Source organism: Fictibacillus phosphorivorans, assembly GCF_001619875.1.
Lineage (GTDB): Bacteria > Bacillota > Bacilli > Bacillales > Fictibacillaceae > Fictibacillus > Fictibacillus phosphorivorans_B.
This window is the reverse complement of sequence record NZ_LRFC01000002.1, coordinates 58738-83468: the sequence shown is the minus strand read 5'-3', so window position 1 is coordinate 83468 and position 24731 is coordinate 58738. Positions and strand designations below refer to the sequence as shown.

Annotated in this window: 26 protein-coding genes and 1 riboswitch; of the genes, 17 read left to right on the top strand and 9 right to left on the bottom strand. The window is 37.9% G+C overall.

Going from position 1 to position 24731, the window contains the following annotated elements; all coding sequences use genetic code 11:
* Nucleotides 1-149: 149 nt before the first annotated feature.
* The 7 genes from pssA to AWM68_RS04700 form a co-directional block, all read right to left on the bottom strand.
* The gene (pssA, locus tag AWM68_RS04730) at nt 150-695 is read right to left on the bottom strand and encodes a CDP-diacylglycerol--serine O-phosphatidyltransferase (RefSeq protein ID WP_066237759.1); all 546 of its coding nucleotides are present in this window, start codon (nt 693-695) and stop codon (nt 150-152) included.
* A 171-nt stretch (nt 696-866) separates the two neighbouring features.
* Entirely contained in the window at nt 867-1220 is a 354-nt protein-coding gene (mnhG, locus tag AWM68_RS04725) for a monovalent cation/H(+) antiporter subunit G (RefSeq protein WP_066237757.1), read from the bottom strand.
* Complete coding sequence (locus AWM68_RS04720) at nt 1192-1482, bottom strand: Na(+)/H(+) antiporter subunit F1 (protein ID WP_066237749.1); 291 nt, start codon at nt 1480-1482, stop codon at nt 1192-1194. The genes mnhG and AWM68_RS04720 overlap by 29 nt, the downstream gene beginning before the upstream one ends.
* Nucleotides 1479-1955: a Na+/H+ antiporter subunit E gene (locus AWM68_RS04715; RefSeq protein WP_066237746.1), complete on the bottom strand. Its 477-nt coding sequence runs from the start codon at nt 1953-1955 to the stop codon at nt 1479-1481. The genes AWM68_RS04720 and AWM68_RS04715 overlap by 4 nt, the downstream gene beginning before the upstream one ends.
* A 4-nt stretch (nt 1956-1959) precedes the next feature.
* On the bottom strand, nt 1960-3435 hold the full coding sequence (locus tag AWM68_RS04710) for a Na+/H+ antiporter subunit D (protein ID WP_066237742.1): 1476 nt from the start codon (nt 3433-3435) through the stop codon (nt 1960-1962).
* Nucleotides 3428-3766 carry a Na(+)/H(+) antiporter subunit C gene (locus tag AWM68_RS04705; RefSeq protein ID WP_066237739.1) on the bottom strand — a complete coding sequence of 113 codons (339 nt, stop codon included), beginning with the start codon at nt 3764-3766 and terminating at the stop codon, nt 3428-3430. Before AWM68_RS04705 ends, AWM68_RS04710 begins: the two co-directional genes overlap by 8 nt.
* Nucleotides 3766-6108 (bottom strand): Na+/H+ antiporter subunit A, encoded by a 2343-nt coding sequence (locus AWM68_RS04700; protein WP_066237737.1) that lies wholly within the window; start codon nt 6106-6108, stop codon nt 3766-3768. Before AWM68_RS04700 ends, AWM68_RS04705 begins: the two co-directional genes overlap by 1 nt.
* A 182-nt stretch (nt 6109-6290) precedes the next feature.
* Between AWM68_RS04700 and AWM68_RS04695 the strand changes: the two genes are divergently transcribed.
* A complete protein-coding gene (locus AWM68_RS04695; protein WP_066237734.1) occupies nt 6291-6701 on the top strand; it encodes a hypothetical protein in 411 nt (136 codons plus the stop codon).
* Between the two features lie 16 nt (nt 6702-6717).
* Here AWM68_RS04695 and AWM68_RS04690 read toward each other — a convergent pair whose 3' ends face one another.
* A complete protein-coding gene (locus AWM68_RS04690; RefSeq protein ID WP_066237834.1) occupies nt 6718-6861 on the bottom strand; it encodes a sporulation histidine kinase inhibitor Sda in 144 nt (47 codons plus the stop codon).
* Between the two features lie 563 nt (nt 6862-7424).
* Here AWM68_RS04690 and AWM68_RS04685 point away from each other — a divergent pair.
* The 13 genes from AWM68_RS04685 (at nt 7425) to AWM68_RS04625 (ending at nt 20256) form a co-directional block, all read left to right on the top strand.
* Nucleotides 7425-7949, top strand: coding sequence for a YqeG family HAD IIIA-type phosphatase (locus tag AWM68_RS04685; RefSeq protein ID WP_331710029.1), 525 nt, complete (start codon nt 7425-7427; stop codon nt 7947-7949).
* Nucleotides 7946-9049 carry a ribosome biogenesis GTPase YqeH gene (gene yqeH, locus AWM68_RS04680; RefSeq protein ID WP_066237832.1) on the top strand — a complete coding sequence of 368 codons (1104 nt, stop codon included), beginning with the start codon at nt 7946-7948 and terminating at the stop codon, nt 9047-9049. The genes AWM68_RS04685 and yqeH overlap by 4 nt, the downstream gene beginning before the upstream one ends.
* A 12-nt stretch (nt 9050-9061) precedes the next feature.
* The gene (aroE, locus tag AWM68_RS04675; protein ID WP_066237728.1) at nt 9062-9889 is read left to right on the top strand and encodes a shikimate dehydrogenase; all 828 of its coding nucleotides are present in this window, start codon (nt 9062-9064) and stop codon (nt 9887-9889) included.
* A 2-nt stretch (nt 9890-9891) separates the two neighbouring features.
* Nucleotides 9892-10182 (top strand): ribosome assembly RNA-binding protein YhbY, encoded by a 291-nt coding sequence (gene yhbY, locus AWM68_RS04670; RefSeq protein WP_066237725.1) that lies wholly within the window; start codon nt 9892-9894, stop codon nt 10180-10182.
* 15 nt (nt 10183-10197) lie between these two features.
* Nucleotides 10198-10782, top strand: coding sequence for a nicotinate-nucleotide adenylyltransferase (locus tag AWM68_RS04665; RefSeq protein ID WP_066237722.1), 585 nt, complete (start codon nt 10198-10200; stop codon nt 10780-10782).
* Nucleotides 10769-11341 (top strand): bis(5'-nucleosyl)-tetraphosphatase (symmetrical) YqeK, encoded by a 573-nt coding sequence (gene yqeK, locus AWM68_RS04660; RefSeq protein WP_066237719.1) that lies wholly within the window; start codon nt 10769-10771, stop codon nt 11339-11341. Before AWM68_RS04665 ends, yqeK begins: the two co-directional genes overlap by 14 nt.
* A gap of 14 nt (nt 11342-11355) precedes the next feature.
* Nucleotides 11356-11724: a ribosome silencing factor gene (rsfS, locus tag AWM68_RS04655; protein ID WP_066237716.1), complete on the top strand. Its 369-nt coding sequence runs from the start codon at nt 11356-11358 to the stop codon at nt 11722-11724.
* Nucleotides 11725-12465: a class I SAM-dependent DNA methyltransferase gene (locus AWM68_RS04650; protein WP_066237713.1), complete on the top strand. Its 741-nt coding sequence runs from the start codon at nt 11725-11727 to the stop codon at nt 12463-12465. It abuts the gene before it with no gap.
* A gap of 232 nt (nt 12466-12697) precedes the next feature.
* Nucleotides 12698-14065 (top strand): sigma-54 interaction domain-containing protein, encoded by a 1368-nt coding sequence (locus tag AWM68_RS04645; protein WP_066237710.1) that lies wholly within the window; start codon nt 12698-12700, stop codon nt 14063-14065.
* A gap of 316 nt (nt 14066-14381) precedes the next feature.
* Complete coding sequence (locus AWM68_RS04640) at nt 14382-15776, top strand: GntP family permease (RefSeq protein ID WP_066237707.1); 1395 nt, start codon at nt 14382-14384, stop codon at nt 15774-15776.
* Between the two features lie 29 nt (nt 15777-15805).
* Complete coding sequence (locus AWM68_RS04635; protein ID WP_066237703.1) at nt 15806-16591, top strand: 3-hydroxybutyrate dehydrogenase; 786 nt, start codon at nt 15806-15808, stop codon at nt 16589-16591.
* Between the two features lie 66 nt (nt 16592-16657).
* Nucleotides 16658-16861, top strand: a riboswitch (cobalamin riboswitch).
* 127 nt (nt 16862-16988) lie between these two features.
* Nucleotides 16989-19214, top strand: a complete 2226-nt coding sequence (locus AWM68_RS04630; RefSeq protein WP_066237701.1) for a ribonucleoside-diphosphate reductase subunit alpha — start codon at nt 16989-16991, stop codon at nt 19212-19214.
* Nucleotides 19204-20256, top strand: coding sequence for a ribonucleotide-diphosphate reductase subunit beta (locus tag AWM68_RS04625; RefSeq protein WP_231868369.1), 1053 nt, complete (start codon nt 19204-19206; stop codon nt 20254-20256). The genes AWM68_RS04630 and AWM68_RS04625 overlap by 11 nt, the downstream gene beginning before the upstream one ends.
* Nucleotides 20257-20315: 59 nt before the next feature.
* On the opposite strand, the gene comER is transcribed toward AWM68_RS04625, so the two are convergent.
* Nucleotides 20316-21152: a late competence protein ComER gene (gene comER, locus AWM68_RS04620; RefSeq protein WP_066237698.1), complete on the bottom strand. Its 837-nt coding sequence runs from the start codon at nt 21150-21152 to the stop codon at nt 20316-20318.
* Nucleotides 21153-21244: 92 nt separating this feature from the next.
* On the opposite strand from comER, the gene AWM68_RS04615 reads away from it, so the two are divergent.
* The 3 genes from AWM68_RS04615 (at nt 21245) to AWM68_RS04605 (ending at nt 24698) form a co-directional block, all read left to right on the top strand.
* The gene (locus AWM68_RS04615; RefSeq protein ID WP_066237695.1) at nt 21245-21880 is read left to right on the top strand and encodes a helix-hairpin-helix domain-containing protein; all 636 of its coding nucleotides are present in this window, start codon (nt 21245-21247) and stop codon (nt 21878-21880) included.
* A 71-nt stretch (nt 21881-21951) separates the two neighbouring features.
* Nucleotides 21952-22413 carry a ComE operon protein 2 gene (locus AWM68_RS04610; protein WP_066237692.1) on the top strand — a complete coding sequence of 154 codons (462 nt, stop codon included), beginning with the start codon at nt 21952-21954 and terminating at the stop codon, nt 22411-22413.
* Nucleotides 22410-24698 carry a DNA internalization-related competence protein ComEC/Rec2 gene (locus AWM68_RS04605; RefSeq protein WP_066237689.1) on the top strand — a complete coding sequence of 763 codons (2289 nt, stop codon included), beginning with the start codon at nt 22410-22412 and terminating at the stop codon, nt 24696-24698. The genes AWM68_RS04610 and AWM68_RS04605 overlap by 4 nt, the downstream gene beginning before the upstream one ends.
* Nucleotides 24699-24731 lie beyond the last annotated feature (33 nt).

Sequence of the window (24731 nt, the reverse complement as noted above, 5' to 3'; positions counted from 1 at the left end):
CGTGATCACAGCTTGTTTTTCCAGATTTCCACTTACTAGTGTCTTTACTACTAAAACAAGGGCTTTGTAAAATGAAAAAAGCTTGGCACATCGCCAAGCTTTTTCTTATCCGAATCAATTGTTTCACTGCACCCCACAAGAAAATCCCTTTATCTCTTTTCAACAGAGATATTGCTAATCATCAAGATAGATAATCCAAAGATAAGGAACATATAAAGAAATCCTGGTACGAAATGAACCGTCAAATATCCAGCAGCCATTAAACAGCCTGCCACGGTAATGGGAAGTCCCACGAAAGAGCCGGTAAACTCGGTAATATTGAAGCGGGCAAGACGGATGGCACCGCATACGATAAAGATCATTGTAAATATCAAACCAGGTACACCAAATTGATAGAGAACAACTTGATAGATTAAAAAGGCGGGTGCAATGCCAAATGATATTAAATCACAGAGTGAATCTAATTGCTTTCCAAACTCGGATTCAATATTCAGCATTCTAGCTACCATCCCATCGAATCGATCAATTAAACCTGCCAAAAAGATCAAGATAAAACTTATTTTCAAGTGGCCTGAAATGATAAACAATAATGCTAAAACACCAAGTGATAAGTTAATCAGCGTTAAGAAGTTAGCTGTTTGCCCCTTCACTTTCTTTAATGATGAATCAATCCTCTCTCTCTCAAGCATGAACATATAATCACTCCTCAAATGGGTAGCAGAGCTAAAGTGATAATGAATTTAGGTGGAAAAGGGGTCATTACTTAAAGTCAGCTCCCCATTCTCACCTGTAATTTACGTTGCTTAAAAGTATATACCCACTTTATTCATTATATGTCATTAGAGGAGCTGATTGACGTTGCCTGCTTATTGACCGTTAGACCTATGATTCTTTTCAAGTTCATTAAAAACCGTTTTATCAGACAGTGGGACACCTGTCCGGTAAGCAGCCCTAGAGATCATATGACCTGCAACAGGAGCTGTCATAAGTACGAAGAGGATTCCTAGAATTAGTTTTCCACTGAACAAGTTCATTTCAGCTAACACATAGATAAACGATCCAATAAGAATTCCAGAAACGCCTAGTGTCGAAGCTTTACTGGCTGCATGAAGCCTTGAATAAACATCTGGAAATCGAAGAACGCCAAGCGTACCGGAAAAAATGATAAAGGTGCCGATGATAAGGAAAAAGCTAATCACGATCTTGATCAATGATAACACCCTTTTCTAAGAATTTTGCAACAGCAACTGTTGCAATAAAAGTCAATATTCCAATCAGCAAGATGATATCGTTTAGTTGGACCGTATCTAAAATGATAGCCATTAACCCAGTGATCGCTATTAAGTTAATTCCAATTGTATCGAGTGCCACAACACGATCTGGATTGGACGGACCAATTACTGCTCGATATAGAAGAAGCAGAATAGAGATGGTAGTGACGAATAAACATATATAGACAACGATAGAGAACCAATCTGTCATCGTGTTACCTCCCTTATTGCTTTTTCGAAAGAATCTTTAATGGAAACGATCGTTTCGTTCACATCAGGTAAATCCAGGGCATGTATATAGATGAATCTTTGATCTTTAGAAACATCTACAGAAAGAGTTCCAGGTGTAAGAGTGATCAAGTTAGCAAGTAGCGTAATTTCCCAATTCTTCTTTACATCAATGGGGAGTGCTAAAATTCCTGGTTGAAAATCAAGCCGAGGTTTGTAGATCCACTTTAGTACTTCTATGTTTGATAAGATCAGCTCTTTAATAAACAAAAAGATCAAAAATGCGATCGCCTTTACATATTTAAAGTAGTAAGAGTCTGGAATGAACCGATTTAATAAAAACAGCAGCGCTGCCCCGATCACAAATCCAACTAAAAAACTTGCGAAAGAGTAGCTCTCAGATAAAAACATCCAAATAACGCCGATCAGCAAATTTAGAATAAGTTGAAATGTCATGGGATTACTCCTTTAATACAAAATCAATATAGATTTGCGGATCAATTAGACTGTCTGCTGCGGCCTGAATATATGGATAAAACCATTCCGCACCGACTCCTAAAACAATAGAGATAGCTAGAAGAATAGCAGAAGCTGTTAATCCAGAAGATTTTACTTTTTGTTGAGGATCTTCTTTTAACTCTCCCCAGAAAGCACCAATGAAAATGCGGATGACTGAAAATAAAATTAACAGACTTGATAACAATCCGACACCAGCAGCGATATAGTGACCTTCGTCCATTGCGCCTCTTAAAAGAAGATACTTACCGATAAATCCGCTAAAAGGAGGGATTCCTGCTAAAACAAGGGATGCTATGAAAAACATCCAGCCCATAAGTGGCGCAGTTTTAATATAACCTCCCATTTTTTGAAGGTTTGAAGTTCCAGCATGCCAAGCAAGTAATCCCACCAAGAAAAATAGTGCAGCTTTGATTGCCATGTCATGAACTAAATAATAGATCGTACCAGCGATTGATTCAGCTGAGAAAGTTCCGATACCAAGCAGCATAAAGCCTATGGCAGGCATGATATTATAAGCAATAATTAATTTTACATTCGATGTAGACAGTGCTCCAATTACTCCAATTATCATCGTTAAGGTGGCTACCCAGATGAAAAAGGTATGAGTCAGCTCAAGTTTGTGAGAAAAAATGAGAGTAAAGACTCTTAGCATGGAGTATACGCCTACTTTTGTTAACAAGGCTCCGAAAAGTGCTGAAACAATTGGCGAAGGAACGATATAGGACTTAGGAAGCCAAAAATACAAAGGAAATAATGCTCCTTTTGTTGCGAAAACGATGAATAATAGAATGGCAATCCCCGTTAAGATCCCTTGCTGTTCAACTTCTGCAACTCTTTCCCCAAGCTGTGCCATATTTACAGTCCCAACTACAGAGTATAAAAAGGCGACTGTTGTAACAAATAGTATGGAAGAAAATAGATTTAATAAGATATATTTAACAGATTCTCGAAATTGGTGCTTAGACCCGCCGATTATAATCAATCCATATGAGGCCATCAATAGTACCTCGAAAAATACGAAAAGGTTGAACAGGTCACCTGTTAAGAATGCGCCACTTACTCCTGCTATCAATAAAAAGAACAGGGGATAAAAGTAGTGGTGAATCATCTTCTCCGTAACGGATGTTAACGCAAAAATCGCTGCAGCTGCCGCAATGATATTGACGGCAAGTATCATAATGACTGACAACTGGTCAGCAACCAGGACGATTCCGTATGGTGCACTCCATCCACCTGTCTCTAAAACAAGCGGTCCATCTGTAAAAACATAATAAGTAAGAAAGATAGATATCCCTAAGCTTAATAAGACCACAAAAAAAGAAGTAGTGATCGTGAACTTACGTTTCTTATTAAAGAACACGAGCAAAACACCGAAAAATAATGGTATAAAGATTGGCAAAAATACTAAATTACTCATCATCCGTTCCCCTTAGCTGATCCATCATATCCGTCTTATTGCTTTGATAGGTACGGTAAGCTAGAACAAGAAGAAAGCTCGTTACCCCAAAACTTATAACAATAGATGTCAGTATTAGCGCTTGAGGAAGAGGATCAGTATAGATTTTGATCCCCTTTTCTAAAATGGGAGGCGCACCACGGTTCAATTTTCCCATTGTTAAAATAAACAGGTGTGCCCCATGTGATAGTAGCGCTGTGCCTAGTACAATTTTTAAAAGCTGTTTTTGAAGTATAAGATAAACGCCGGCTGCAAATAAAGTTCCGGCAAGTATAGACATAAGTATTTCCATTAGTGATTCATGTCTCCTTTATCCCGGTATTTTATCATGGCGAAAATGCCCAAAGCAGCGAGACCAAGTACTGCTATTTCAAATAGAGTATCTAATCCTCGGAAATCAACAAGGATTACGTTTACGATATTATCTCCTCCGCCGAGTTTATAAGAGTTATCGACAAAATACTTTGCGATGCTGTCAAAATATTGTGAGCTGTGTGATGAGATCGCTACGATGGTTAGCAAAGCACCTGTCGAAGCTGCAATTACAAAATCGAGCAGTTTTTCAAAACTCTTTTTATCCGACTTTTTTAACTTTGGTAAATGAGCAAAGCATAGCAAGAATAAAGCTACAGTGATCGTTTCAACGATTAGCTGTGTTAATGCCAAGTCAGGTGCCCTGAAGAATACAAACAGCAAAGAAAGACCATACCCGACGACCCCGATTACGATTATTGCGGCAATACGCTGGTTCATCCAAATGGTTGCAATAGCAGCAACAGCCATAACAGAACCTATTAACACCTCAGGCCATGTAACGGGTGCTAAATTATCAAATGAAATTTTAAATCCGTCTGTCATGTAGATAAAAGCCGATGTTGAAATGACCAAGAAAACAAGAATGATAGATGTGTATAAACGCAAAGATCCGGTCATATAAGATTTTGTTAAGATCTTTGAAAACGTCAATAACCCGTTTACTAATCCTTGATATACACGATCTGTTGAAAATTTCCCAGGTACCCTGTTATAGACAGGCTGCCATTTTTTTAATGTTAGAGAAAGCAAGATCCCAAGAATGACAACAATGAGTGACATATAAAGCGGTGTATTCAATCCGTGCCAAAATTTAAGGTGTATAAGAGCAAGATCCCCCCTTACAGAAGCTACCGCTGGTGCAAGAATAGGCTCGTTGATTAAATTCGGCAACAATCCGATCAATACGACTAATCCAATAAGTACAATTGGTGATATAAGCATGCCGATTGGTGCCTCATGAGGCTTTTTCTCTAACTGATCAAGCTTTGCTTTTCCAGTAAAAGTACCAAAAACAAGATACATGGAATAAACAAAAGTAAAAATACTACCGGCTACTGCAAGAAATGGAACCCACTGGGCAAACGTTGCAGCAAATCCACTCGTTTGTTCTAGCTTTAGCGAGGCATCGAAAAACATTTCCTTACTTAAAAAGCCGTTGAAGATCGGAAGTGGTATCCCTGCCATTGAAAACGCCCCAAAAAAGGCAAGAGTAGCAGAGATGGGCATAAACGTGTATAGTCCGCCAAGTCTCCTAATATCTCTTGTTCCTGTCTCATGATCTACAATACCTGCAATCATAAAAAGACTGCCTTTAAAAGTGGCGTGATTAAAGATATGGAAAATAGCAGCGAGAGTCGCAACTCCTGTGCCAAAGCCTAGCATCGACATGATCATACCAAGCTGGCTGATCGTAGAATAAGCAAGGATCCCTTTTAAATCGGTTTGGCGTGACGCGAGAAAAGACCCAATACAGAGTGTGATTAGACCTGCACCGGTAACAATTATAAAAAATATATCAGTACCGCTAAAAATGAGTGAGAATCTAGCCACTAAGTAGATTCCGGCTTTTACCATCGTTGCCGAGTGGAGATATGCACTGACAGGTGTTGGTGCTTCCATTGCATCAGGAAGCCAGCTATGAAACGGAAACTGTGCTGATTTAGTAAACGCTCCGATCAGCAGCAATATCAGGATGGGAATAAACAAATCGCTTTCAATAATGTCAGTTCGATTTGCAATGATTTCTCGAATGCTGTTTGTCTCCGCTGTAATAGAAAGGAGAATCAGAGCCCCAAGCATCGCTAGTCCTCCAAAGACCGTTACGAGCATTGATTTTTGAGCACCATATGTTGATCGTTCGCGATAAAACCAGAAACCGATCAATAAAAACGATGAAATGCTCGTGAATTCCCAAAACGTATAAAGTACAAATACGTTATCCGATAACACGACACCTAGCATTGAGCCCATAAATAAGAGCAAATACACATAAAAATGGACCAGCTGCTCTTTTTTCGATAAATAATAAATGGAGTATAAAACAACGAGCGAACCGATTCCCGTTATTAATAAAGAAAAAAGCATGCTAAGCCCGTCCAAGTAAAAGCTCAATTGGATATCCAGTGATGGAATCCAGTTAGCGACACTCTGAACAATTTTTCCCTCAGCCAATACAGGCAGTTTCGAACAAAATAGAATAAACAGTACGGCTGGAACAGGCAATACAAACCAGCCAGTATGTATCCGGCTTCCTTTTTTAGCAAATAACCCGATCAACAGTGCTGCAAAAAAAGGCGCAAATATGTAAAAATGTAACATGAATACCGGCAAACCTCCTTAAAACCCAATAATAATCATGATAGTCCATTACATTGTAAGCAAAACCTTTCCGTTTTAGCAAATACTTTACTAAGGAGAAACACTCTCTTTGACACTAGATTTTAATATCTCTTGAATATCCTTCCCAAAAAATACCTAACCTATTTGAGAGGTGAATGATAATGAGACTATTACATATATACGGGTTACTTTTGATTTTGTTTCAATTAACAGGATGTTTAAATGGATCTGTATATAAAAAAGAAGAAGGAAGCCCTAGTTTTCAGCCAAGAGAATATTACAGAAAACACATAAGCTTTTCTGACACAGGCGTTTTTAACGCTTCGTCCCTTGCTGAAGAAATGAAAAGGGAAATAACAAAAGACAAACATATTAAGCATGCAATTGTGCTAAAAGATGAAGAAAAGTATGTAGTCGCGATAAAGGTGAAAGCTTATCATCATAAAGAGGCAGCAGAAATGAGTAAAAAATATAAGCGGTTGTGGGAAAAAAAATGGAGAGTTCCTGTGGAAATTACCTTTACCCCAGGTGATTACAGAAAAGCAGAAAAGTTGCTAGCCACAAAAAAATAGAGCGTACGCATACGCTCTACATGATCACTTGCTGTAATCTAGCATGAAGTGATCTTCTATCGATCTCTTTTTTTATAAGTAGAATAAAGTCTTTGCTAAGTTTCAGTTCTCTTGCCTTTAAGTAGGATTCAATCAACAGGTCGTCCGAAAGTTTTTCCATAATATAGCCCTTAAGAAGCGGCATGGTCACCTCCTGTTTTTTTATAAAAAATAATGGAACAGCTATTCTAAATTCGTATAAAAATCATAAAATGGTAAGTTTATGTTTTATGTACTCGCTTTGTGTATTTGAAGCTTACCATGTATTGTAAAAAGGAACAACCGTTCGTTTATCCACAGTGTTTGGTGGATAAGTTGTGGGTAAAATGTTAACATCTTAAAGAAAAATAACCTATATCAAGGTGAATAATGTGTATAAGATTATCCACATTGTTGTGAAGGGGAACAATTTGTCGAAAACTTTTTTGCTTTTTTGCTTACTTTAAAAGTGATGCAAGTATTTCAGCGTTATTCCTTCGCAGACATAGCGAGAAGCTTCTCTTCTTAGACACTCATCATGCTATATACATCCACTTTTAAGGGTGATTGTAATATATTTTATACATTCATTCTTATAGCAATAACATCACGAATCATCTTAAAATGGTGTGAATTGCAGAAAAATCGTTTGTACTTCCATTCATTACTGGTAAAATAGAAACGTTCATAAGGAAATGTGAAGAGGTGCTTGAAATGTTAAAACATTTTTTGCCGGATCAGCATGTTCAAAATATATTGGACATTACACCGGAAATGTTAGTTGAACGAGGAGTAAAAGGGATTATCACAGATCTTGATAATACGCTTGTTGAATGGGATAGACCTGAAGCAACTCCCGAATTAATTGAGTGGTTTACTTCTATTAAAGAAAAAGGTATTTTAATTACCATCGTATCGAATAACACACAACATAGAGTGAAAAGTTTCTCAGATCCTGTAGGGATTCCGTTTATCTATAGTGCAAGAAAGCCAATGACAAAAGCGTTTAAGAGAGCTTTAAAAGATATGAAGCTAAAAAACGAAGAAGTTGTTGTAATCGGTGATCAGCTTCTTACTGACGTTTTAGGTGGAAACCGTTTAGGACTGCATACTATTCTTGTTGTTCCTGTAGCAAGCAGTGACGGTTTTTGGACAAGGTTTAACAGAAAGATCGAACGCATCATCTTGTCTTGGATGAAAAGAAAAGGCATGTTGCATTGGGAGGAATAAGTTTGGAACAAATAAAATGTGTGGGTTGTGGAGTCTCCATACAAACAGAGGACAAAGAAGCGCTCGGATACGCACCTCTTTCAGCACTAACGAAGGAGCTGCCTATTTGTCAGCGCTGTTTTCGTTTAAAACACTATAATGAGATCCATGACGTTAGTTTAACAGATGATGATTATCGCAAAATAGTCTCTAGTATTGGTAATGAAGATGCGCTTGTCGTTAAGATTGTAGACATCTTTGATTTTAGTGGAAGCTGGCTGCCGGGATTACATCGGTATGCAGGCAAAAACCCTATACTTCTCGTAGGGAACAAACTGGATTTGCTTCCGAAGTCAGTAAATCCAAACAAAGTTATCCATTGGATGAAGAAAGAAGCGAAAGAACTCGGACTAAAACCGATTGATGTTCAGCTGATTTCAGCAGAAAAAGGATATGGAATTGAAGAACTAGCAGAAGCGATAGACCATTATCGTCAAGGAAAAGATGTGTATGTTGTAGGTTGTACGAATACAGGGAAATCTACATTTATTAACCGATTGATTAAGCAGTATGGAGAAGATGCTTCAGATTTTATTACAACTTCTCATTTCCCGGGCACAACTCTTGATCTAATTGATATTCCGCTTGATGGTAGGAGTCACATGTATGATACGCCAGGAATCATTAACCACCATCAGATGGCACATTATGTTTCTAAAAAAGAACTGAATATTATCATGCCGAAAAAAGAGATAAAGCCGATGGTGTTTCAACTAAACGAAATGCAAACGTTGTTCTTTGGCGGTCTTGCGAGAATGGATTATATAAAAGGCGGAAAGCAATCCTTTGTCTGTCATTTCTCAAACCATTTAAACATCCATCGAACAAAAACGGAAAAAGCAGACGAGCTTTATGAAAATCACTTGGGAGAGATGCTGGCACCACCAGAAGATGCTGCAAACTTTCCTAAGCTTAAGCGATATGAATTCATGATTAAAGAAAGTAAAACAGACGTAGTGATCTCAGGACTCGGATGGGTTACGTTTCCAGAAGCCGGAGCAAAGGTTGTCTTCCATGCTCCTGAAGGTGTAGCGGTCACTGTTCGGAAATCCTTAATTTAAGGAGGACTCATCATGATAAAAGCATTAGTAATCGGAGATCCAATAGAACATTCTTTGTCACCGGTTATGCATAATGAAGCTTTTAAGCAAACGGGCATCTCTGGAACATATGAAAAACAAAGAGTAAAGTCAGAGGATTTAGAAGTCTTTATTAAGACCCTTAAAGAAAGCAACTATGCAGGATGTAATGTAACCATACCTCACAAAGTAGCCATTCTTCCTTTTTTGGATGAGATTGAAGAGGAAGCGCGCAAGATTGGTGCTGTTAATACCGTTGTAAATCAAGGCGGTAAATTAATAGGATATAATACGGACGGCAATGGTTTTTTACTAAGTTTAAAGGAAAAAATCAGTAGACCTCTTTCTGATCTTAACGTACTGATAATTGGTGCAGGTGGTGCTGCTCGTTCGATTTGCTACGCATTGAAAAATGAAAACCCAAATCAACTATCAATTGCTAATCGTTCAGTGGACCGGCTTAATTCTTTAATAAATGATCTGCAAGATGAGCGAATTGAAGGGTTGACCTTACAAAGGGCAGAAGAAAATCTTAATCGGTTTGACGTACTAATTAACACGACTAATGCAGGGATGTACCCTGAGGTGAATTCGGTGCCGTTAAAGCTGACTCATCTGAAAGAAGAAACAGTCGTATGTGATATCGTATACAATCCTCTTGTTACGAAATGGTTAAAAGAAGCGAAAGAGCGAGGCGCTATAACAGATAACGGTGTTTCAATGCTGGTTATGCAAGGTGCAATGGCTTTTGAAAAGTGGACAGGTATCTTTCCTGATACAAATAAAATGAAACAAATTGTTATTGAACAACTTAGGAGGTAACTATGCTTACAGGTAAACAAAAACGCTTTTTGCGTTCAAAGGCGCATCATATTCAACCCATTTTTCAGGTTGGTAAAGGTGGGGTTAATTCAAATTTAGTCAAGCAAGTTGAAGAAGCTTTAGAAGCACGAGAATTAATAAAAGTAAGTGTACTGCAAAACTGTGATGAAGATAAAGATACAGTTGCATCAGAATTATCTGAAGGCTCTAAGGCGCAATTGGTACAAGTAATCGGAAGTACAATCGTGCTGTACAAAGAATCCGTAAATCAAAAACGCATTGAACTCCCATAAGGAGTGAATGAAAGAATGGAAAAACAGATCGGGCTTTTTGGTGGAACGTTCAATCCTCCGCACATCGGACACTTGTTGATTGCCGAAGAAGCATTAGTGCAGTTGAATTTAGATGAAGTGTGGTGGATGCCTTCCTCTCAGCCACCTCACAAAAAGAAAGATGCCGAAGTGCCAGATGAACAGCGTATTGAGATGGTGAAAAAAGCAATTGGTAACAATAATCAATTTTCCCTTTCTTTACTTGAGTTTGAGAGAAGTGGTCCTTCATATACTATTGATACAATACGTCTTCTCACCCAAAAATATCCGCAAATAAAGTTCACTTTTATTATGGGTGGAGATATGGTTCATTCATTAAGCAGCTGGCACGAAATTGACGAGCTAAAAAATCTTGTTCAATTTGCAGGTGTTGGACGTGAAGGATATCCCATTGACCAACATTGGGAGAGGTATTCAGTAAAACATGTTGAAATACCTACTATTGATATATCATCTTCTTTCATCCGTTCAAGATCGAGAGCTGGAGGTAACATCCGTTATTATGTTACGGATGAGGTCTGGAAACATATTAAGGAGAACCACCTTTATGGAACAAAATGAAGCATTGGAAATCGTTAAAAAGCAGCTTACTGATCACCGCTTTATTCATACCTTAGGAGTAGTAGAAACAAGTATACGTTTAGCGAATAAATTTGGCGCAGATCCTAAAAAAGCTGAAACGGCTGCAATCTTTCACGACTACGCTAAATTCCGTCCAAAAGACGAAATGAGACAGATTGTCCAAAATGAAGGTCTTCCTCAAGATCTTCTTCTATATGGCAGTGAAGTATTGCATGCGCCTGTTGGAGCATTTTTAGTCAAAAAAGAAGTAGGAATTGCAGATCCAGAAATTTTAAATGCAATTTATTATCATACAACGGGTAAAGAAAATATGACCATACTCGAAAAAGTGATCTTTCTAGCAGATTACATTGAGCCGAATCGTCAATTTCCTGGAGTTGATGCTGTTAGAGAGACGGCACAGCAAGATCTGGATCAAGCCTGTTTAATGGCAGTTAAGAATACAATTGGATTTCTAATGAAACAAAATCAAAAAATCTACCCACTCACGTTTGAAACGTATAACGGATTGCTTCAAGAAATCAAACAAAAATTTTAGGAGGAGTGCACTGGATGAACGTTAAAGAGCTAATGGAATTGGTAGTTAGAACAGCAGATGATAAAAGAGCAGAAAACATAGCTGTTTTGGATATGGAAGGAATCTCACTAGTTGCAGATTACTTTGTTATCTGTCACGGTAATTCAGAAAAACAAGTTCAGGCTATCTCGAAGGAACTGAAGGATGTAGCTTTAGAAAATGATATCCAAATTCGCCGTATGGAAGGCTACGATCATGCTCGCTGGGTATTGATTGACTTGGCAAATATTGTTGTTCATGTCTTTCATCGTGATGACCGCAGCTATTATAATTTAGAAAAACTTTGGGGAGATGCCAACAAGGTTGATGTAGATGCTATTCTTGCTCCTCAACAAAATTTGTAGATGAGCTACCAGCAATTCGCATACCTCTATGATGAGTTAATGGAGGATGCTCCTTATTCAGAATGGCTTTACTTTGTCAAAACGTCTGTCTCAAACTATCTGAAAGATGGAACACGTTTTTTAGATGTAGGCTGCGGAACAGGATCAATGACTATTCTTTTAGCAAAAGAGGGCTTTCATGTAACTGGAGTTGATCTATCTTCAGACATGCTTATGGTGGCTAAGGAAAAAGCAGAAAGAGAAAAGGTTGCAATCTCTTTCTTTCAGCAGGATATGAGGGATCTTGAAGGTTTAGGCTTGTTCGACTGTGTCACGATCCTCTGTGATTCGCTTAACTACATTTTGACAGAAGAAGATGTAAAACGTACCTTCACTTCAGCAGGGAACCATCTTACAGCTGGAGGACTGCTGCTGTTCGATGTTCATTCTATACATAAGATCAACGAAATTTTTATCGGACAAACTTTTGGCAGCAATGAAGAGAAGCTCTCATACATATGGCAGTGTTATCAAGGGGAATATGAAAACAGTGTGGAACATGATTTGTCCTTTTTTATTCAAAATGGAACTACATATGATCGATATGATGAACTTCACGTGCAGCGAACATTTTCAGTAGAAGACTATTCACGCTGGTTGCTCGAATGCGGCTACGACCTATTAAATGTTTCTGCTGATTTTAAACCAGAAAATCCATCAGATGAAAGTGACCGTATCTTATTCGTTGCGAAGAAAAGATAATAGTTAGACTTCATTGTTGTTATTGAAAGTAGTTGATTTCCGTTTCAGTTGCTTCGCTTTCCGCGGGGCAGGCGGTACATTCGTACGTTTCACTCACTATGTAGTTGGCTACAAGTTTTAAATATGAAGAGAGTTAATTTTTAAAAGACAGCCTAAGTGCTGTCTTTTGTTGTAGTAAACGTTACAATACCATTAAAGAGTATGACTTCCTTACAGAAAATGGGTGGGTATTTTGTTAGTTCAAGATCCGTTATTTAAAAACAATATCTTAGAGACGATTATTGATAGCGCTTACGAATGGATCGTAGTAGTTGACCATGAAGGCATCGTCCGTTATATGAACAAAACATACTGTAAGTTCTTAGGAGAAGATCCTCAAGAAGTTATCGGTAAACACGTAACGAATGTTATTGAAAATACAAGGATGGATAAAGCAGTGTTACAAGGTAAGATAGAAATTGCCGATCTGCAATTCATTCGAGGTAACTACATGATCGCTAATCGTATTCCCATATTTAATGAGGGGAAAGTAATAGGAGCAGTCGGAACAGTCATTTTTAGGGACACCGAACAATGGAAAAAGATGAACTCCCATATCAAAGCATTGCTTCATGAGCTGAACTTTTATAAAAATGAGTGGGAAGAGATCAATGGAGCATCGTATACCTTAAATGATTTTGCCGGAACCTCTGCAGAAGTTGAAAAAATAAAAAAACATGTTAAAAACATTGCTAGTGGTGATCTATCTGTATTGATTCGAGGGGAAAGCGGAACGGGTAAGGAATTACTTGCTCATAGCATTCATCAGTTAAGCGAAAGAAGTGCAAAACCTTTTATAAAGCTTAATTGCGGAGCTGTACCTGAGCATTTATTTGAGTCAGAATTATTTGGATATTCAGAAGGCGCTTTTACAGGAGCAAAAAAAGGCGGGAAATTAGGAAAATTTCAGCTTGCAGATGGAGGAACATTATTTTTAGATGAAATTGGCGATCTTCCTCAAAGTATGCAGATCAAACTGCTTCGTGTACTTCAAGAAAAAGAAGTAGAGCCTGTTGGTGCTGTACATACTCAGAAGGTGAACGTTAGAGTAATTGCAGCAACAAACCGCCCTCTTGAAAAGTTGATAGTGGAAAACAAGTTTCGTGAAGACCTGTTCTACCGTATCAATGTCCTTCAAATAAAGATACCGCCACTTCGTGAACGAAAAGAAGATATATGGCCGTTGGCAGAGAAGTTTATAACAATGAATTGCAAAGAGACAGGTAAAAGGATCTTAAGCATTGATGATGATGTAAAAGAAGCTTTTCTAGAATATAACTGGCCAGGAAATGCTAGAGAACTAAAAAATTTCGTGGAAGCAGCTATTCAGCTTACACAAAGCGATCGATTGATGATAGATTCTTTTCCAGATTTTCTAAAAGAAAAATTAGGTGTTCATAAAACAGGAATGACACTTAAAGAACATGTGCAAGAAACAGAAAAAAACGTGATTACTTATTATCTAGAGAAGATGAATGGCGATATTATGGCTGTTGCCAAACAACTAGGAATAGGAAAGACCAATTTGTACGACAAAATCAAAAAATATAAGATTCGTTAATGAACTGTTACTTTCCGAAAAAACGGAAACCCATTCCGTTTTTTCGGAATTGTTTATATGGTTAATTAAAGGGAAAGGTAAGAAGCTATAGACACATTCTTTTAGGAAATATAAATCTCTGGAATAACCATACCCCATTATTATATTCCGATTTTTCGGAAAATTATAGTTTGTTGTTTTGAAAATTAAGGTATTTTCATATTGGCATGAAACTTGCAACTATATAAAAGGGTGTAGCCGATAAGGAAAGGATGATGCCAAAGAAAAATGTAAGCGCTTCATAAATAAGTAAGATGAATGAAATGGGGGAATAAAAATGGATATTATTATTATTTTATTGGCATTATTTTTCTTAATGTTTGTAGCGTATAAAGGTTTTAGTGTTATATTGTTCGCGCCCATCGCTGCGCTTTTTGCTGTGTTACTAACAGAACCAGGGCATGTACTTCCGTTTTTCTCTGGCGTTTTTATGGAGAAGATGGTTGGTTTCATTAAATTATACTTTCCAGTGTTCTTGTTAGGAGCAATTTTTGGAAAGGTAATTGAGATGTCAGGGTTTGCTAAATCGATTACGCAGTTTGTTATCAAATTGATCGGGCCAGCAAGAGCGATGCTTGCTATTGTGCTAGTTGGAGCCATTCTAACATACGGAGGGGTATCGTTATTTGTAGTTGCCTTTGCTCTTTATCCGTTCGCAGCAGAACTCTTTAAACTAGCAGATATTCCAAAGAGGCTAATACCGGGAACCATTGCATTAGGTGCTTTTACATTTACGATGGACGCATTCCCTGGAAGCCCTCAAATCCAGAATATCATTCCAACGTCGTTCTTTGGAACGACGACTTGGGCAGCCCCATGGCTTGGCTTTATTGGAGGAATGTTTGTTTTCATTCTTGGTATGATTTACTTGGAATGGAGACGAAGACAAGCGGCAGCAAAGGGTGAAGGCTATGGCACGGGTCATAGCAACGAGCCTGAAAAACTAGAGTCTGAAAATCTTCCTAACGCCTTTATTGCCATTCTGCCACTTATTTTGGTAGGGGTGTTCAACAAATGGTTCACGGTTCTTATTCCAAAGTATTACGGTAAAACATTTGATTTTTCTGCAATCGGCATGAAGAATGTACCTGAGATTCAAATACCGGCACTTGCCGCAGTATGGGCTGTTGAAGGTGCATTGATTATTGGGATTATCACGGTACTGCTGTTCTCATTTAAAAGAATTAAAAACAACTTTAACAAGGGTATCAACCTATCTATTGGCGGCGCGCTGCTTGCTACCTTAAATACGGCTTCTGAGTATGGTTTTGGGGGAGTAATCGCAGCACTTCCTGGCTTTGCTGCTGTAAATACTGCGATGTCTAATACGATTAAAGATCCGTTGATTAATGAAGCTGTAACGACTACAACTTTAGCAGGTATTACAGGATCCGCCTCTGGTGGTATGAGTATTGCACTCGCAACGATGAGTGAAACGTATATTGCACAAGCGAATAAATTAGGTATTGACCCAGAAGTCCTTCACCGTGTTGCATCTATGGCGAGTGGAGGTATGGATACACTTCCACACAATGGGGCGGTCATTACATTATTAGCTGTTACAGGATTAACTCATAAACAAGCTTATATTGATATTTTTGCAATGACAATTATTAAAACAATAGCTGTATTTGTCATCATTGGCCTTTATTACGGGCTTGGTATCATTTAAGAATTTTTACCGGAAAGGAGGAATGAATCATGAGATCATTCGTAGAAGAAAAAGTTGTTTTTATTACTGGGGCTGCAAGCGGTATTGGGCTGCAATTAGCTAAAGCATTTGCCGAACAAGGTGCAAAGGTCGTAATCAGTGACCTTGATGATGAGAAGGCGAAGAAGTCTGCTCAATTATTGGTAGAGAGTGGCCATGATGCAATTGGGCTGGGATGCAACGTTACAAAAGAGGTAGACATAACAAAGGCATTAGATCAAGCCTTCCAACATTATAATCGGATTGATGTCCTGATCAACAACGCGGGATTGCAATACGTTGCACCCCTGGAAGAGTTTCCTACTGAAAAATTTCAGCAGTTGATTTCCGTCATGCTTACTGCTCCATTTATTGCAACAAAACATGTGTTTCCAATCATGAAAAAACAAGGTTTTGGTCGCATTATTAATATGGCATCAATAAATGGATTAGTAGGTTTTGCTGGAAAATCTGCTTATAATAGTGCAAAACATGGAGTAATCGGATTAACGAAAGTAGCAGCTTTAGAAGGGGCACCACATGGCATTACTGTTAATGCTGTCTGCCCTGGTTATGTAGATACACCCCTTGTAAGAGGACAGCTTGAGGATCTTGCAAAAACGAGAAACGTTGAACTCGAAAAAGTTTTGGAAGAAGTCATCTACCCGCTTGTGCCTCAAAAACGCTTGCTTGATGTTCAAGAAATTGCAGATTACACATTGTTTCTATCGAGTGAAAGTGCAAAAGGTGTTACAGGGCAGGCTATTGTCATCGATGGCGGGTATGTTGCACAATAAAAAATAAAATTATGATAGAATCCATTGACATTTACTATATTTAGTGTCAAAGTGAATAATACAAAACTATATATGGAGAATTCAGGTGCCGGAACGTTCCGGCTTAAAAGGGAATTCGGTGAGAAACCGAAGCTGTCCCCGCAACTGTAATTGTGGACGAAATGGAATTGCCACTGTACAGATAAGCTATAATCTTATGGCTGCTGTATGGGAAGGCCCAAAGTAGGAAGAAGCAAAAGCCAGTAGACCTGCCTGAACGACTCCTATTTTCTTTTCCTCGGGGATTGGGAGAAAGAATAGTGGCTGTAAACAAGCAATTTTGCGGCAATTACACGATTCTTTCACCCTCTTCCTGATGGAAGAGGGTTTTTATTATGAACTTAGGAGTGTTTAATTTATGAAACTAATTACTGAAAACTCTTTACTCGGGGAGTGGTTAAGAGAATGTGTCGCGAATTTCCCAGGAATTGATGCAAAAGCATTTTTAGCAAAAGCAGAGAAACTAGAAAATGAAACAACCGACTCTGCATCTCTAAACAGACAGTTGGTAATGGATGCATTAAATGGTTTAACTGCCGAAGAGCCTGAATGGACGTTTGTAGCGGCACAAATTTATTTGAGGCAGCTCTATGAAGAAGTAATGCGTAACAGAGGAGAAATAGAGAACGCGCCTTATACAAATTTGTATGGATTGATTCAAAAATTAGTGAATTTGAATATCTATGATTCTACGATTCTGACTTCTTATAATGAGCAAGAGATTAAAGAAGCTGAAAAAATGATAGATCCTAAGAAAGATAAACTGTTTACATACATCGGGTTAAAAACACTAGCTGACAGATACATGGCAAAAGGGTTTGATCATGAATTATATGAATTGCCTCAGGAACGGTGGATGCTGATTGCTCTTTTTCTAATGAGAGACGAGGATAAAACGAATAGACTTCAACAAGTGAAAGAAGCGTATTGGGCGCTCTCTAATTTATATATGACGGTCGCCACTCCTACATTAGCGAATGCAGGTAAAAGTTACGGTCAGCTAAGCTCATGCTTTATAGACACGATCGACGACAGTCTTAGAGGTATATTCGATTCAAATACGGACGCAGCTACCGTTTCTAAAGGTGGTGGAGGCCTAGGAATTTATCTAGGGAAAATTCGTGCGAGAGGCTCAGATATTAAAGGGTTTAAAGGGAACTCATCAGGTGTTATCCCATGGATGAAGCAGTTAAATAATACAGCTGTTTCTGTTGATCAACTCGGCCAAAGGCAAGGAGCAATTGCTGTCTATTTGGATATATGGCATAAGGATATTTTAGAATTTTTAGATGCTAAGTTAAATAATGGTGATGAACGAATGAGGACGCATGATCTTTTCACAGGTGTGTGTCTGCCTGATCTATTCATGGAACAAGTGGAAAAACGGGAAGATTGGTATTTGTTTGATCCCCATGAAGTAAGAAAGATAAAGGGATACTCCTTGGAGGATTTCTTCGATGAAACAAAGGGAATGGGAAGCTTCAGGGAAAAATACATGGAATGTCTTCAAGACGAAAGACTTTCTAAAAAATGTGTCCCAGCAATTGAAATCATGAAACGCATTATGAAATCGCAGTTAGAGACAGGTACTCCTTTTATGTTTTATCGCGATACCGTTAATCGTTTAAATCCCAACCCTCATAAAGGGATGATCTATGCTTCTAACCTTTGTACAGAGATTATGCAAAACATGTCTGCAACCGTCGTTTCGTCTGAGGAAACTTCTGATGGAGAAATTATAATCAGAAAAACACCAGGAGATTTTGTGGTATGTAACTTATCTTCTCTTTCTCTCGCTAAGGTAATCCAAGACAATGTGTTAAAAAGAGTAATCGATATTCAGATTCGAATGCTTGATAATGTGATCGATCTTAACCGTATTGATGTACCTCAAGCCGAGCTTACGAATAAAAAATACAGAGCGATAGGGGTAGGGACATTCGGATGGCATCATCTATTAGCAAAAGAGGGTATTAAATGGGAAAGTGATGAGGCGGTCTCTTATGCAGACAAACTTTATGAAAAGATCAATTACTATGTAGTAAATGCTAGCTGTGAGCTCGCAAAAGAAAAAGGTGAGTATCCCGCATTTGATGGATCAGACTGGTCCACAGGAGACTATTTTGTGAAACGAGGATATTCTTCTGAAGAGTGGGAGTGCTTAAAAGAAAAAGTAAGAACACACGGCCTAAGAAATGGATATTTGATTGCCGTTGCACCAAACTCTTCTACTTCAATTATTGCGAATTCAACACCTAGTGTTGATCCGATCTTTAAAAAATTTTATTCAGAAGAAAAGAAGAATTATAAAATTCCTGTAACAGCACCAGATCTGAATGCTGAAACCACATGGTTCTATAAATCTGCTTTTCATATTGATCAAACTTGGAGCATCGAGCAGAATGCTGTAAGACAAAAACATGTGGATCAATCGATTTCTTTTAACCTTTATGTAAATCACAATATAAAAGCGAAAGAGTTGCTTCATCTGCACATGTTGAGCTTCAAAAAAGGGTTAAAGACCACCTATTATACGAGATCTACTTCAATTGAGCTAGAAGGATGTGAAAGCTGTGAAAGTTAAAGCTACTGAACATTTGCAGAAGAGAAAAATCTATGATGTACAAGCACCTAACGCTTCAACTGGTATTATAAATGGGCAAAGCTCAAATATATTAAATTGGGATGATGTAAGATTTAAATGGGCCTATCCATTATATAAAAATATGCTGTCTAACTTTTGGACGCCGTTTGAAATCAATATGTCTAGTGACAGCAAGCAATATGTAAATCTTTCTGAAAAAGAGCAAGATACGTTTAATAAGATTATTGGATTGTTAGCGTTTTTAGATAGTGTACAAACGGATTATTCGAGCAGAGTGGCCGAATATTTAACTGACTCCAGTCTAGCAGCACTAATGGCAACTCTATCTTTTCAAGAAGTCATTCATAATCAGTCTTATTCTTATGTTTTGTCTTCCTTGGTCCCTAAAGCAAAACAAGATGAAATATTTGAGTATTGGAAGACGGATGCTGTTCTAAGAGAACGAAACGATTTTATTGTACTAGGCTATGAGGAGTTTATAGATCACCCCACACCTGAAACGTTTGTAAAATCTATTATTTACGATGTGATTCTTGAAGGATTGAATTTCTATTCCGGATTCAGCTTCTTCTATAATCTAGCTAGAAACCAAAAAATGGTCTCTACTTCGACGATGATTAACTATATTAATAGAGATGAACAGCTGCACGTGTATTTATTCTGCCAAGTGTTTAAAGCAGTCTTAGCTGAATATCCGCACTTAAAAAACGAAGAACTTGAAGAATTCGCAAAGAATACGTTCGAAAAAGCAGCAGAGCTGGAGATTAAATGGAGCAAGTATATTATAGGAAATTCATTTGATGGCATACATGCATCTGATTTAGAAGCTTACATTAAGTTTATGGCTAATAAGCGTTTAAATGAGCTAGGGTTTGAAAAGATCTACCCACAGCATAGTAAGAACCCTCTTCCTTGGATCAAAGCATATTCTGATGTGAATTCTGGAAAAAGTGATTTTTTCGAACAGAAATCGAGACAATACACAAAGGTTTCTGATGAAAATGGGTTTGATGAACTATAAAAAGCCGGGAAATTCATTCCGGCTTTTTTCTAATGAATTGTTTATAATGACGATAACCCTTATTTCAGTTCTTCCTTCACTTCAAACTGCTGACTTACTTTTTCACATTCTTCATAGTATTTCTCATGTGTCCGTTTGATTACATGATCAAACACTTCGTCAACCTCTTTACTTAAAATTTTTATGCCTTCTCCTGTAATGCCGCCCTTGACACACACTTTCTGAATCAGTGTGGGCAATGTGTAAATGTCTTTTTCGAGTAACTTACCCATCCCGATGATCATGTCGCTAGCAAGCTGTGTTGCTTCGGCTTTTGTGATATCTGTTTGATTAACTGCAGAGTTAACGAAGCATTGCAGCACATAGCCTATAAATGCAGGACCGCAGCTAGCGATATCCGAGGAAATCCGCGTGATATTCTCATCAATTACCAGTGGCGTAGAAATATAAGACATCAATGAAAGAAGTTTTTCCCTATAGTCAGTGTGGCAATTTTTTCCGAATGATAATAGAGAAGATCCGGATAATGCGCGGTTATTGATGCTAGGTATGGCTCTGGCAACATTGCAATCAAGTAAATCTTCAAGCTGCTCACAGGAAATAGGGCTTGTGATTGATACGATTAATTGATGTTTTGAAATATGATTTTTGTTGGTTGACAGCAAAGAATAAAATTCGTGAGGTTTTACACAGATGAATACAATTTCAGCAAAGCGAAAAACTTCTTCAGGTGTATTTCCAATTTTTAATTTTGGATAGGCATGCTGCAGCCTCTCTGCTTTGGACAGGGTGCGGTTAGTAACCATCAGCCTAGATGGTGAAACGGCTGAAGATTCGATGAAAGAAGAAGCAAGAACGCTTCCCATGTTTCCGGTTCCGATAATTCCAACCTTCATACCTGAACCTCCTTCCTCTACCTTAAAATCTATGCACACGATGTTTTGATTATGATTTTTGCTAGTACAAGCTTATCTAAGTAGGTGAAATATTGGAGAAAATAAAAAAACATCTGAATTGGTTCATTGGCATAGGTGTCGTCTTTCTACTTGCTTTAAGTTTATCTCTATTCAATTATTTCAAAAGTGAAGAAAATATGCCTATAACCTCCCAATTACCTGAAATGAATGAACCCCAAGTAAAAATACCTGAAACTCCAATAAAAGAGAGGAAAAAGGAGACTAAAGAAGTACAGGTAGATATTATGGTTGATGTTCAAGGAAGTGTGAAGAATCCAGGTGTTTATAAGATGAGAGTTGGAGACCGCATTGTGCATGCTATTCAAAAGGCTGGCGGTTTCAATGAGCAGGCAGAGCTTCGTTCAGTTAATCAGGCTATGAAAATATCTGATGAGATGATTGTTTATGTTGCTTCTAAAGGTGAGGAATATGAGGTTCAAAGGGGAGAAGAAAATAATCGTTCTCAAACCAGCGATGTCATAAACATAAATTCTGCTGATGAAGCGTTGCTGCAGACGTTAAACGGCGTAGGTCCTGCCAAAGCACAGAACATCATTGCATATCGAGAAGAACATGGACCGTTTACTTCATTGGAACAATTAATGGAAGTGAGAGGTATTGGAGAAAAAACGATCGAACAATGGAAAGATAAAATCAATTTTCAATAGGGGTTTTTATTGACCCTATAAATAACGAAGTCTACACTTATGTTATACAAAAATAGAGGAGGCGGTTGGTGTTGCAACGAATTTCCTGGAATGAATATTACATGGCACAAAGTCAGTTGCTTGCTCTGCGAAGTACTTGTACAAGGTTAGCAGTAGGAGCAACAATTGTAAGGGATAAACGGATTATCGCAGGTGGATATAACGGTTCTATTTCAGGTGGAGTACATTGTATTGACGAAGGTTGTTACGTCATTGATGGACACTGCGTAAGGACGATACATGCTGAAATGAACGCTCTTTTGCAATGCGCAAAGTTTGGAGTACCGACAGAAGGTGCGGAAATGTATGTGACGCATTTTCCATGCTTGCATTGTTGCAGATCAATTATTCAAAGCGGTATAAAAAAGCTCTATTATGGGGAAGATTACAAAAATCATCCGTATAGCATTGAACAGTTTAAAGAAGCGGGTGTGATTGTAGAAAAAGTGGAATTGAAAACTCCACCCTCAGCCTTTATCACGAACCAGGCATGAATCCTCGATACGCCGTCTTAAGTGCACTTGTTGCACTTTGCGGGATTTGGCTGACAAAATATCAAACGATAACCGGGATCGCTGTTACTGCTTTTCTGGTTATCGCAATCGTTTTACAAGTTAAAAGAAAATCACTTCTTATCCTCTTCTTCTTGCCCTGCTTCATCATCTATTCTCAATATGACTCGAAGCACAGCATATCCAAATTACCTCATGATCAAATGGCATTCACGGGTCAAATAGACACAATCCCAAAAATGGATGGAAAGATGCTCCGTTTTCAATTTGATACAAATAATGAAAAGATCGTTGTTCAGCACAAAATGAAATCTTCAATTGAAAAAGAACAGCTAAACAACCTTGAGATTAACATGACATGCAGGCTAAAAGGATATCTAAAGAAGCCTGAACAAAAAAGTCACTTTTATGGAATGAATTATCAAGAGTATTTAAACAATAAGAATATATATTGGGTACTTGAGACGAGGGATTTTAATCTGAATCATTGTCAGTTGACGAAAAAAAAAGATCTTCAAGATAAAATAAAATTATGGAGAAGCAGGGCGATTCAGAATATCGAAAGCCAATTTTCAAAAAACACGGCTGGTCTGATGAATGCTCTTCTTTTTGGTTACAGAGATGGGATAGAGTCAGAGACACTTCAAGCCTATCAGAGGCTTGGATTGACACATCTCTTAGCTGTTTCAGGATTTAACGTTGGAATCGTTTCATTTATTTTATATTTCTTCTGTGTACGAGTGGGTGTTGTAAAAGAATTAGCCTACGTAATCATCTTTTTTTTCTTGCCGATTTACATTGTGTTAACGGGAGGAGAAAGTTCTATCGTTCGAGCTGGTTTGATGGGTATGATTGTGGTGCTGATCATGATGTTCAGAAAAAAGGTCAGTCCAGCGACTCTTCTGTCATGTGTTTTCTTAGGAATGCTTTTTTTGCATCCTGCATATAGTTTTGAACTTGGATTTCAGCTCTCATTTTTAATGACCTTCGTATTAATTACCTCAATTTCATTATTTCGTGGCAGATCCTATACAATTTTGCTGATCATGACATCTTTTATATGCTCTTTATTTTCTTTTCCTATCATCCTCTATCATTTTTACGAGTTTTCCATTTGGTCTATTCCTTTTAACATGGTTTATATACCATTTGTTTCCTTTGTGCTGTTCCCTGTCTCGTGTATAGTGCTTGTTCTTTCATATTTTGTACCAGAGGCTATTCCGCACGTGTCATGTTTCATTGAATTTGTATATGGATGTTCAGTAACCCTTCTTTCTAAAGCTCAGTTATTAAAAGGAAGCATCGTTCTTGGCAGGCCTGCCATGTGGTTATTTGGTTTCTATTTTATATCTATCTTTTATTTTTTATATAAATGGGAGGTAAATAAGCGATTTCATTTTCAAATAGCTATACCTTTCTTGCTGGTCATCTTCATACACACGATTACCCCTTTTCTCAATTCAAAGGCGGCTGTAACCTTTTTGAACGTTGGTCAAGGAGACAGCATTTTAATAGAACTGCCTTATAGAAAAGCTGTCTATCTAATTGATACAGGCGGAACAATTCCTTTTGATAAAGAGGAATGGGAAAAACGTGAAGAAGAGTTCAACGTCACAAAACAAGTTCTTCTTCCTTTCTTAAAAGCTAAAGGCATAAGGAAAATCGACGGAATGATTATCAGTCATGGAGATATGGATCATGCGGGGGGAGCTGTGTTTTTGACCGATCATATTAAAGTAAGTCGTGTTTTTCTGCCATTTAAGCAAGAAGATAATGACCTTGAATTAACGATTCAGAAAGCAGCTCAACAAAAAGACATCAAATTAACAAGATTGAGGAAAGGGTTGCGATGGGAGAACGATCAGTCGGTATTTTACGTATTGCATCCGGGTTCAAATCTTTACTCCTCTAACAATGGCTCTATTGTATTATGGGTTAGTCTTTATAATCAGCGTTTCCTTTTTACTGGTGATCTTGAAAAAGAAGGAGAAGCAGAGCTGATCAATCATTTTAATAATCTGGAAGCAGACGTTCTCAAAATCGGCCACCATGGAAGCGCGACTTCGTCCACTGAAATCTTTCTTAAAAAAATATCGCCACATTATGCCATTATCTCGGCTGGAAAAAATAATAGTTATGGTCACCCTGCTCGTGAGGTGATAGAACGGTTAAAAAATGATAGGATCTTGGTATATCGCACGGACCAGCATGGTGATATAACGTTTGAAGTAGGTAAAGAGAGTTTGAAAATAAAAACGGCACAATAAAAAAGGACCGAATACGATACGGTCCTTTTTTAT

Coding starts and splice junctions, on each gene's coding strand:
- pssA (WP_066237759.1), bottom strand. CDS start 695: ATGTTCATGCTTGAGAGAGAGAGGATTGATTCATCATTAAAGAAAGTG.
- AWM68_RS04650 (WP_066237713.1), top strand. CDS start 11,725: ATGAGCTACCAGCAATTCGCATACCTCTATGATGAGTTAATGGAGGAT.
- AWM68_RS04665 (WP_066237722.1), top strand. CDS start 10,198: ATGGAAAAACAGATCGGGCTTTTTGGTGGAACGTTCAATCCTCCGCAC.
- AWM68_RS04720 (WP_066237749.1), bottom strand. CDS start 1,482: ATGACAGATTGGTTCTCTATCGTTGTCTATATATGTTTATTCGTCACT.
- AWM68_RS04705 (WP_066237739.1), bottom strand. CDS start 3,766: ATGGAAATACTTATGTCTATACTTGCCGGAACTTTATTTGCAGCCGGC.
- AWM68_RS04605 (WP_066237689.1), top strand. CDS start 22,410: ATGAATCCTCGATACGCCGTCTTAAGTGCACTTGTTGCACTTTGCGGG.
- AWM68_RS04630 (WP_066237701.1), top strand. CDS start 16,989: ATGAAACTAATTACTGAAAACTCTTTACTCGGGGAGTGGTTAAGAGAA.
- AWM68_RS04715 (WP_066237746.1), bottom strand. CDS start 1,955: ATGACATTTCAACTTATTCTAAATTTGCTGATCGGCGTTATTTGGATG.
- aroE (WP_066237728.1), top strand. CDS start 9,062: ATGATAAAAGCATTAGTAATCGGAGATCCAATAGAACATTCTTTGTCA.
- yqeK (WP_066237719.1), top strand. CDS start 10,769: ATGGAACAAAATGAAGCATTGGAAATCGTTAAAAAGCAGCTTACTGAT.
- rsfS (WP_066237716.1), top strand. CDS start 11,356: ATGAACGTTAAAGAGCTAATGGAATTGGTAGTTAGAACAGCAGATGAT.
- AWM68_RS04695 (WP_066237734.1), top strand. CDS start 6,291: ATGAGACTATTACATATATACGGGTTACTTTTGATTTTGTTTCAATTA.
- AWM68_RS04635 (WP_066237703.1), top strand. CDS start 15,806: ATGAGATCATTCGTAGAAGAAAAAGTTGTTTTTATTACTGGGGCTGCA.
- AWM68_RS04640 (WP_066237707.1), top strand. CDS start 14,382: ATGGATATTATTATTATTTTATTGGCATTATTTTTCTTAATGTTTGTA.
- AWM68_RS04690 (WP_066237834.1), bottom strand. CDS start 6,861: ATGGAAAAACTTTCGGACGACCTGTTGATTGAATCCTACTTAAAGGCA.
- comER (WP_066237698.1), bottom strand. CDS start 21,152: ATGAAGGTTGGAATTATCGGAACCGGAAACATGGGAAGCGTTCTTGCT.
- AWM68_RS04710 (WP_066237742.1), bottom strand. CDS start 3,435: ATGAGTAATTTAGTATTTTTGCCAATCTTTATACCATTATTTTTCGGT.
- yhbY (WP_066237725.1), top strand. CDS start 9,892: ATGCTTACAGGTAAACAAAAACGCTTTTTGCGTTCAAAGGCGCATCAT.
- AWM68_RS04700 (WP_066237737.1), bottom strand. CDS start 6,108: ATGTTACATTTTTACATATTTGCGCCTTTTTTTGCAGCACTGTTGATC.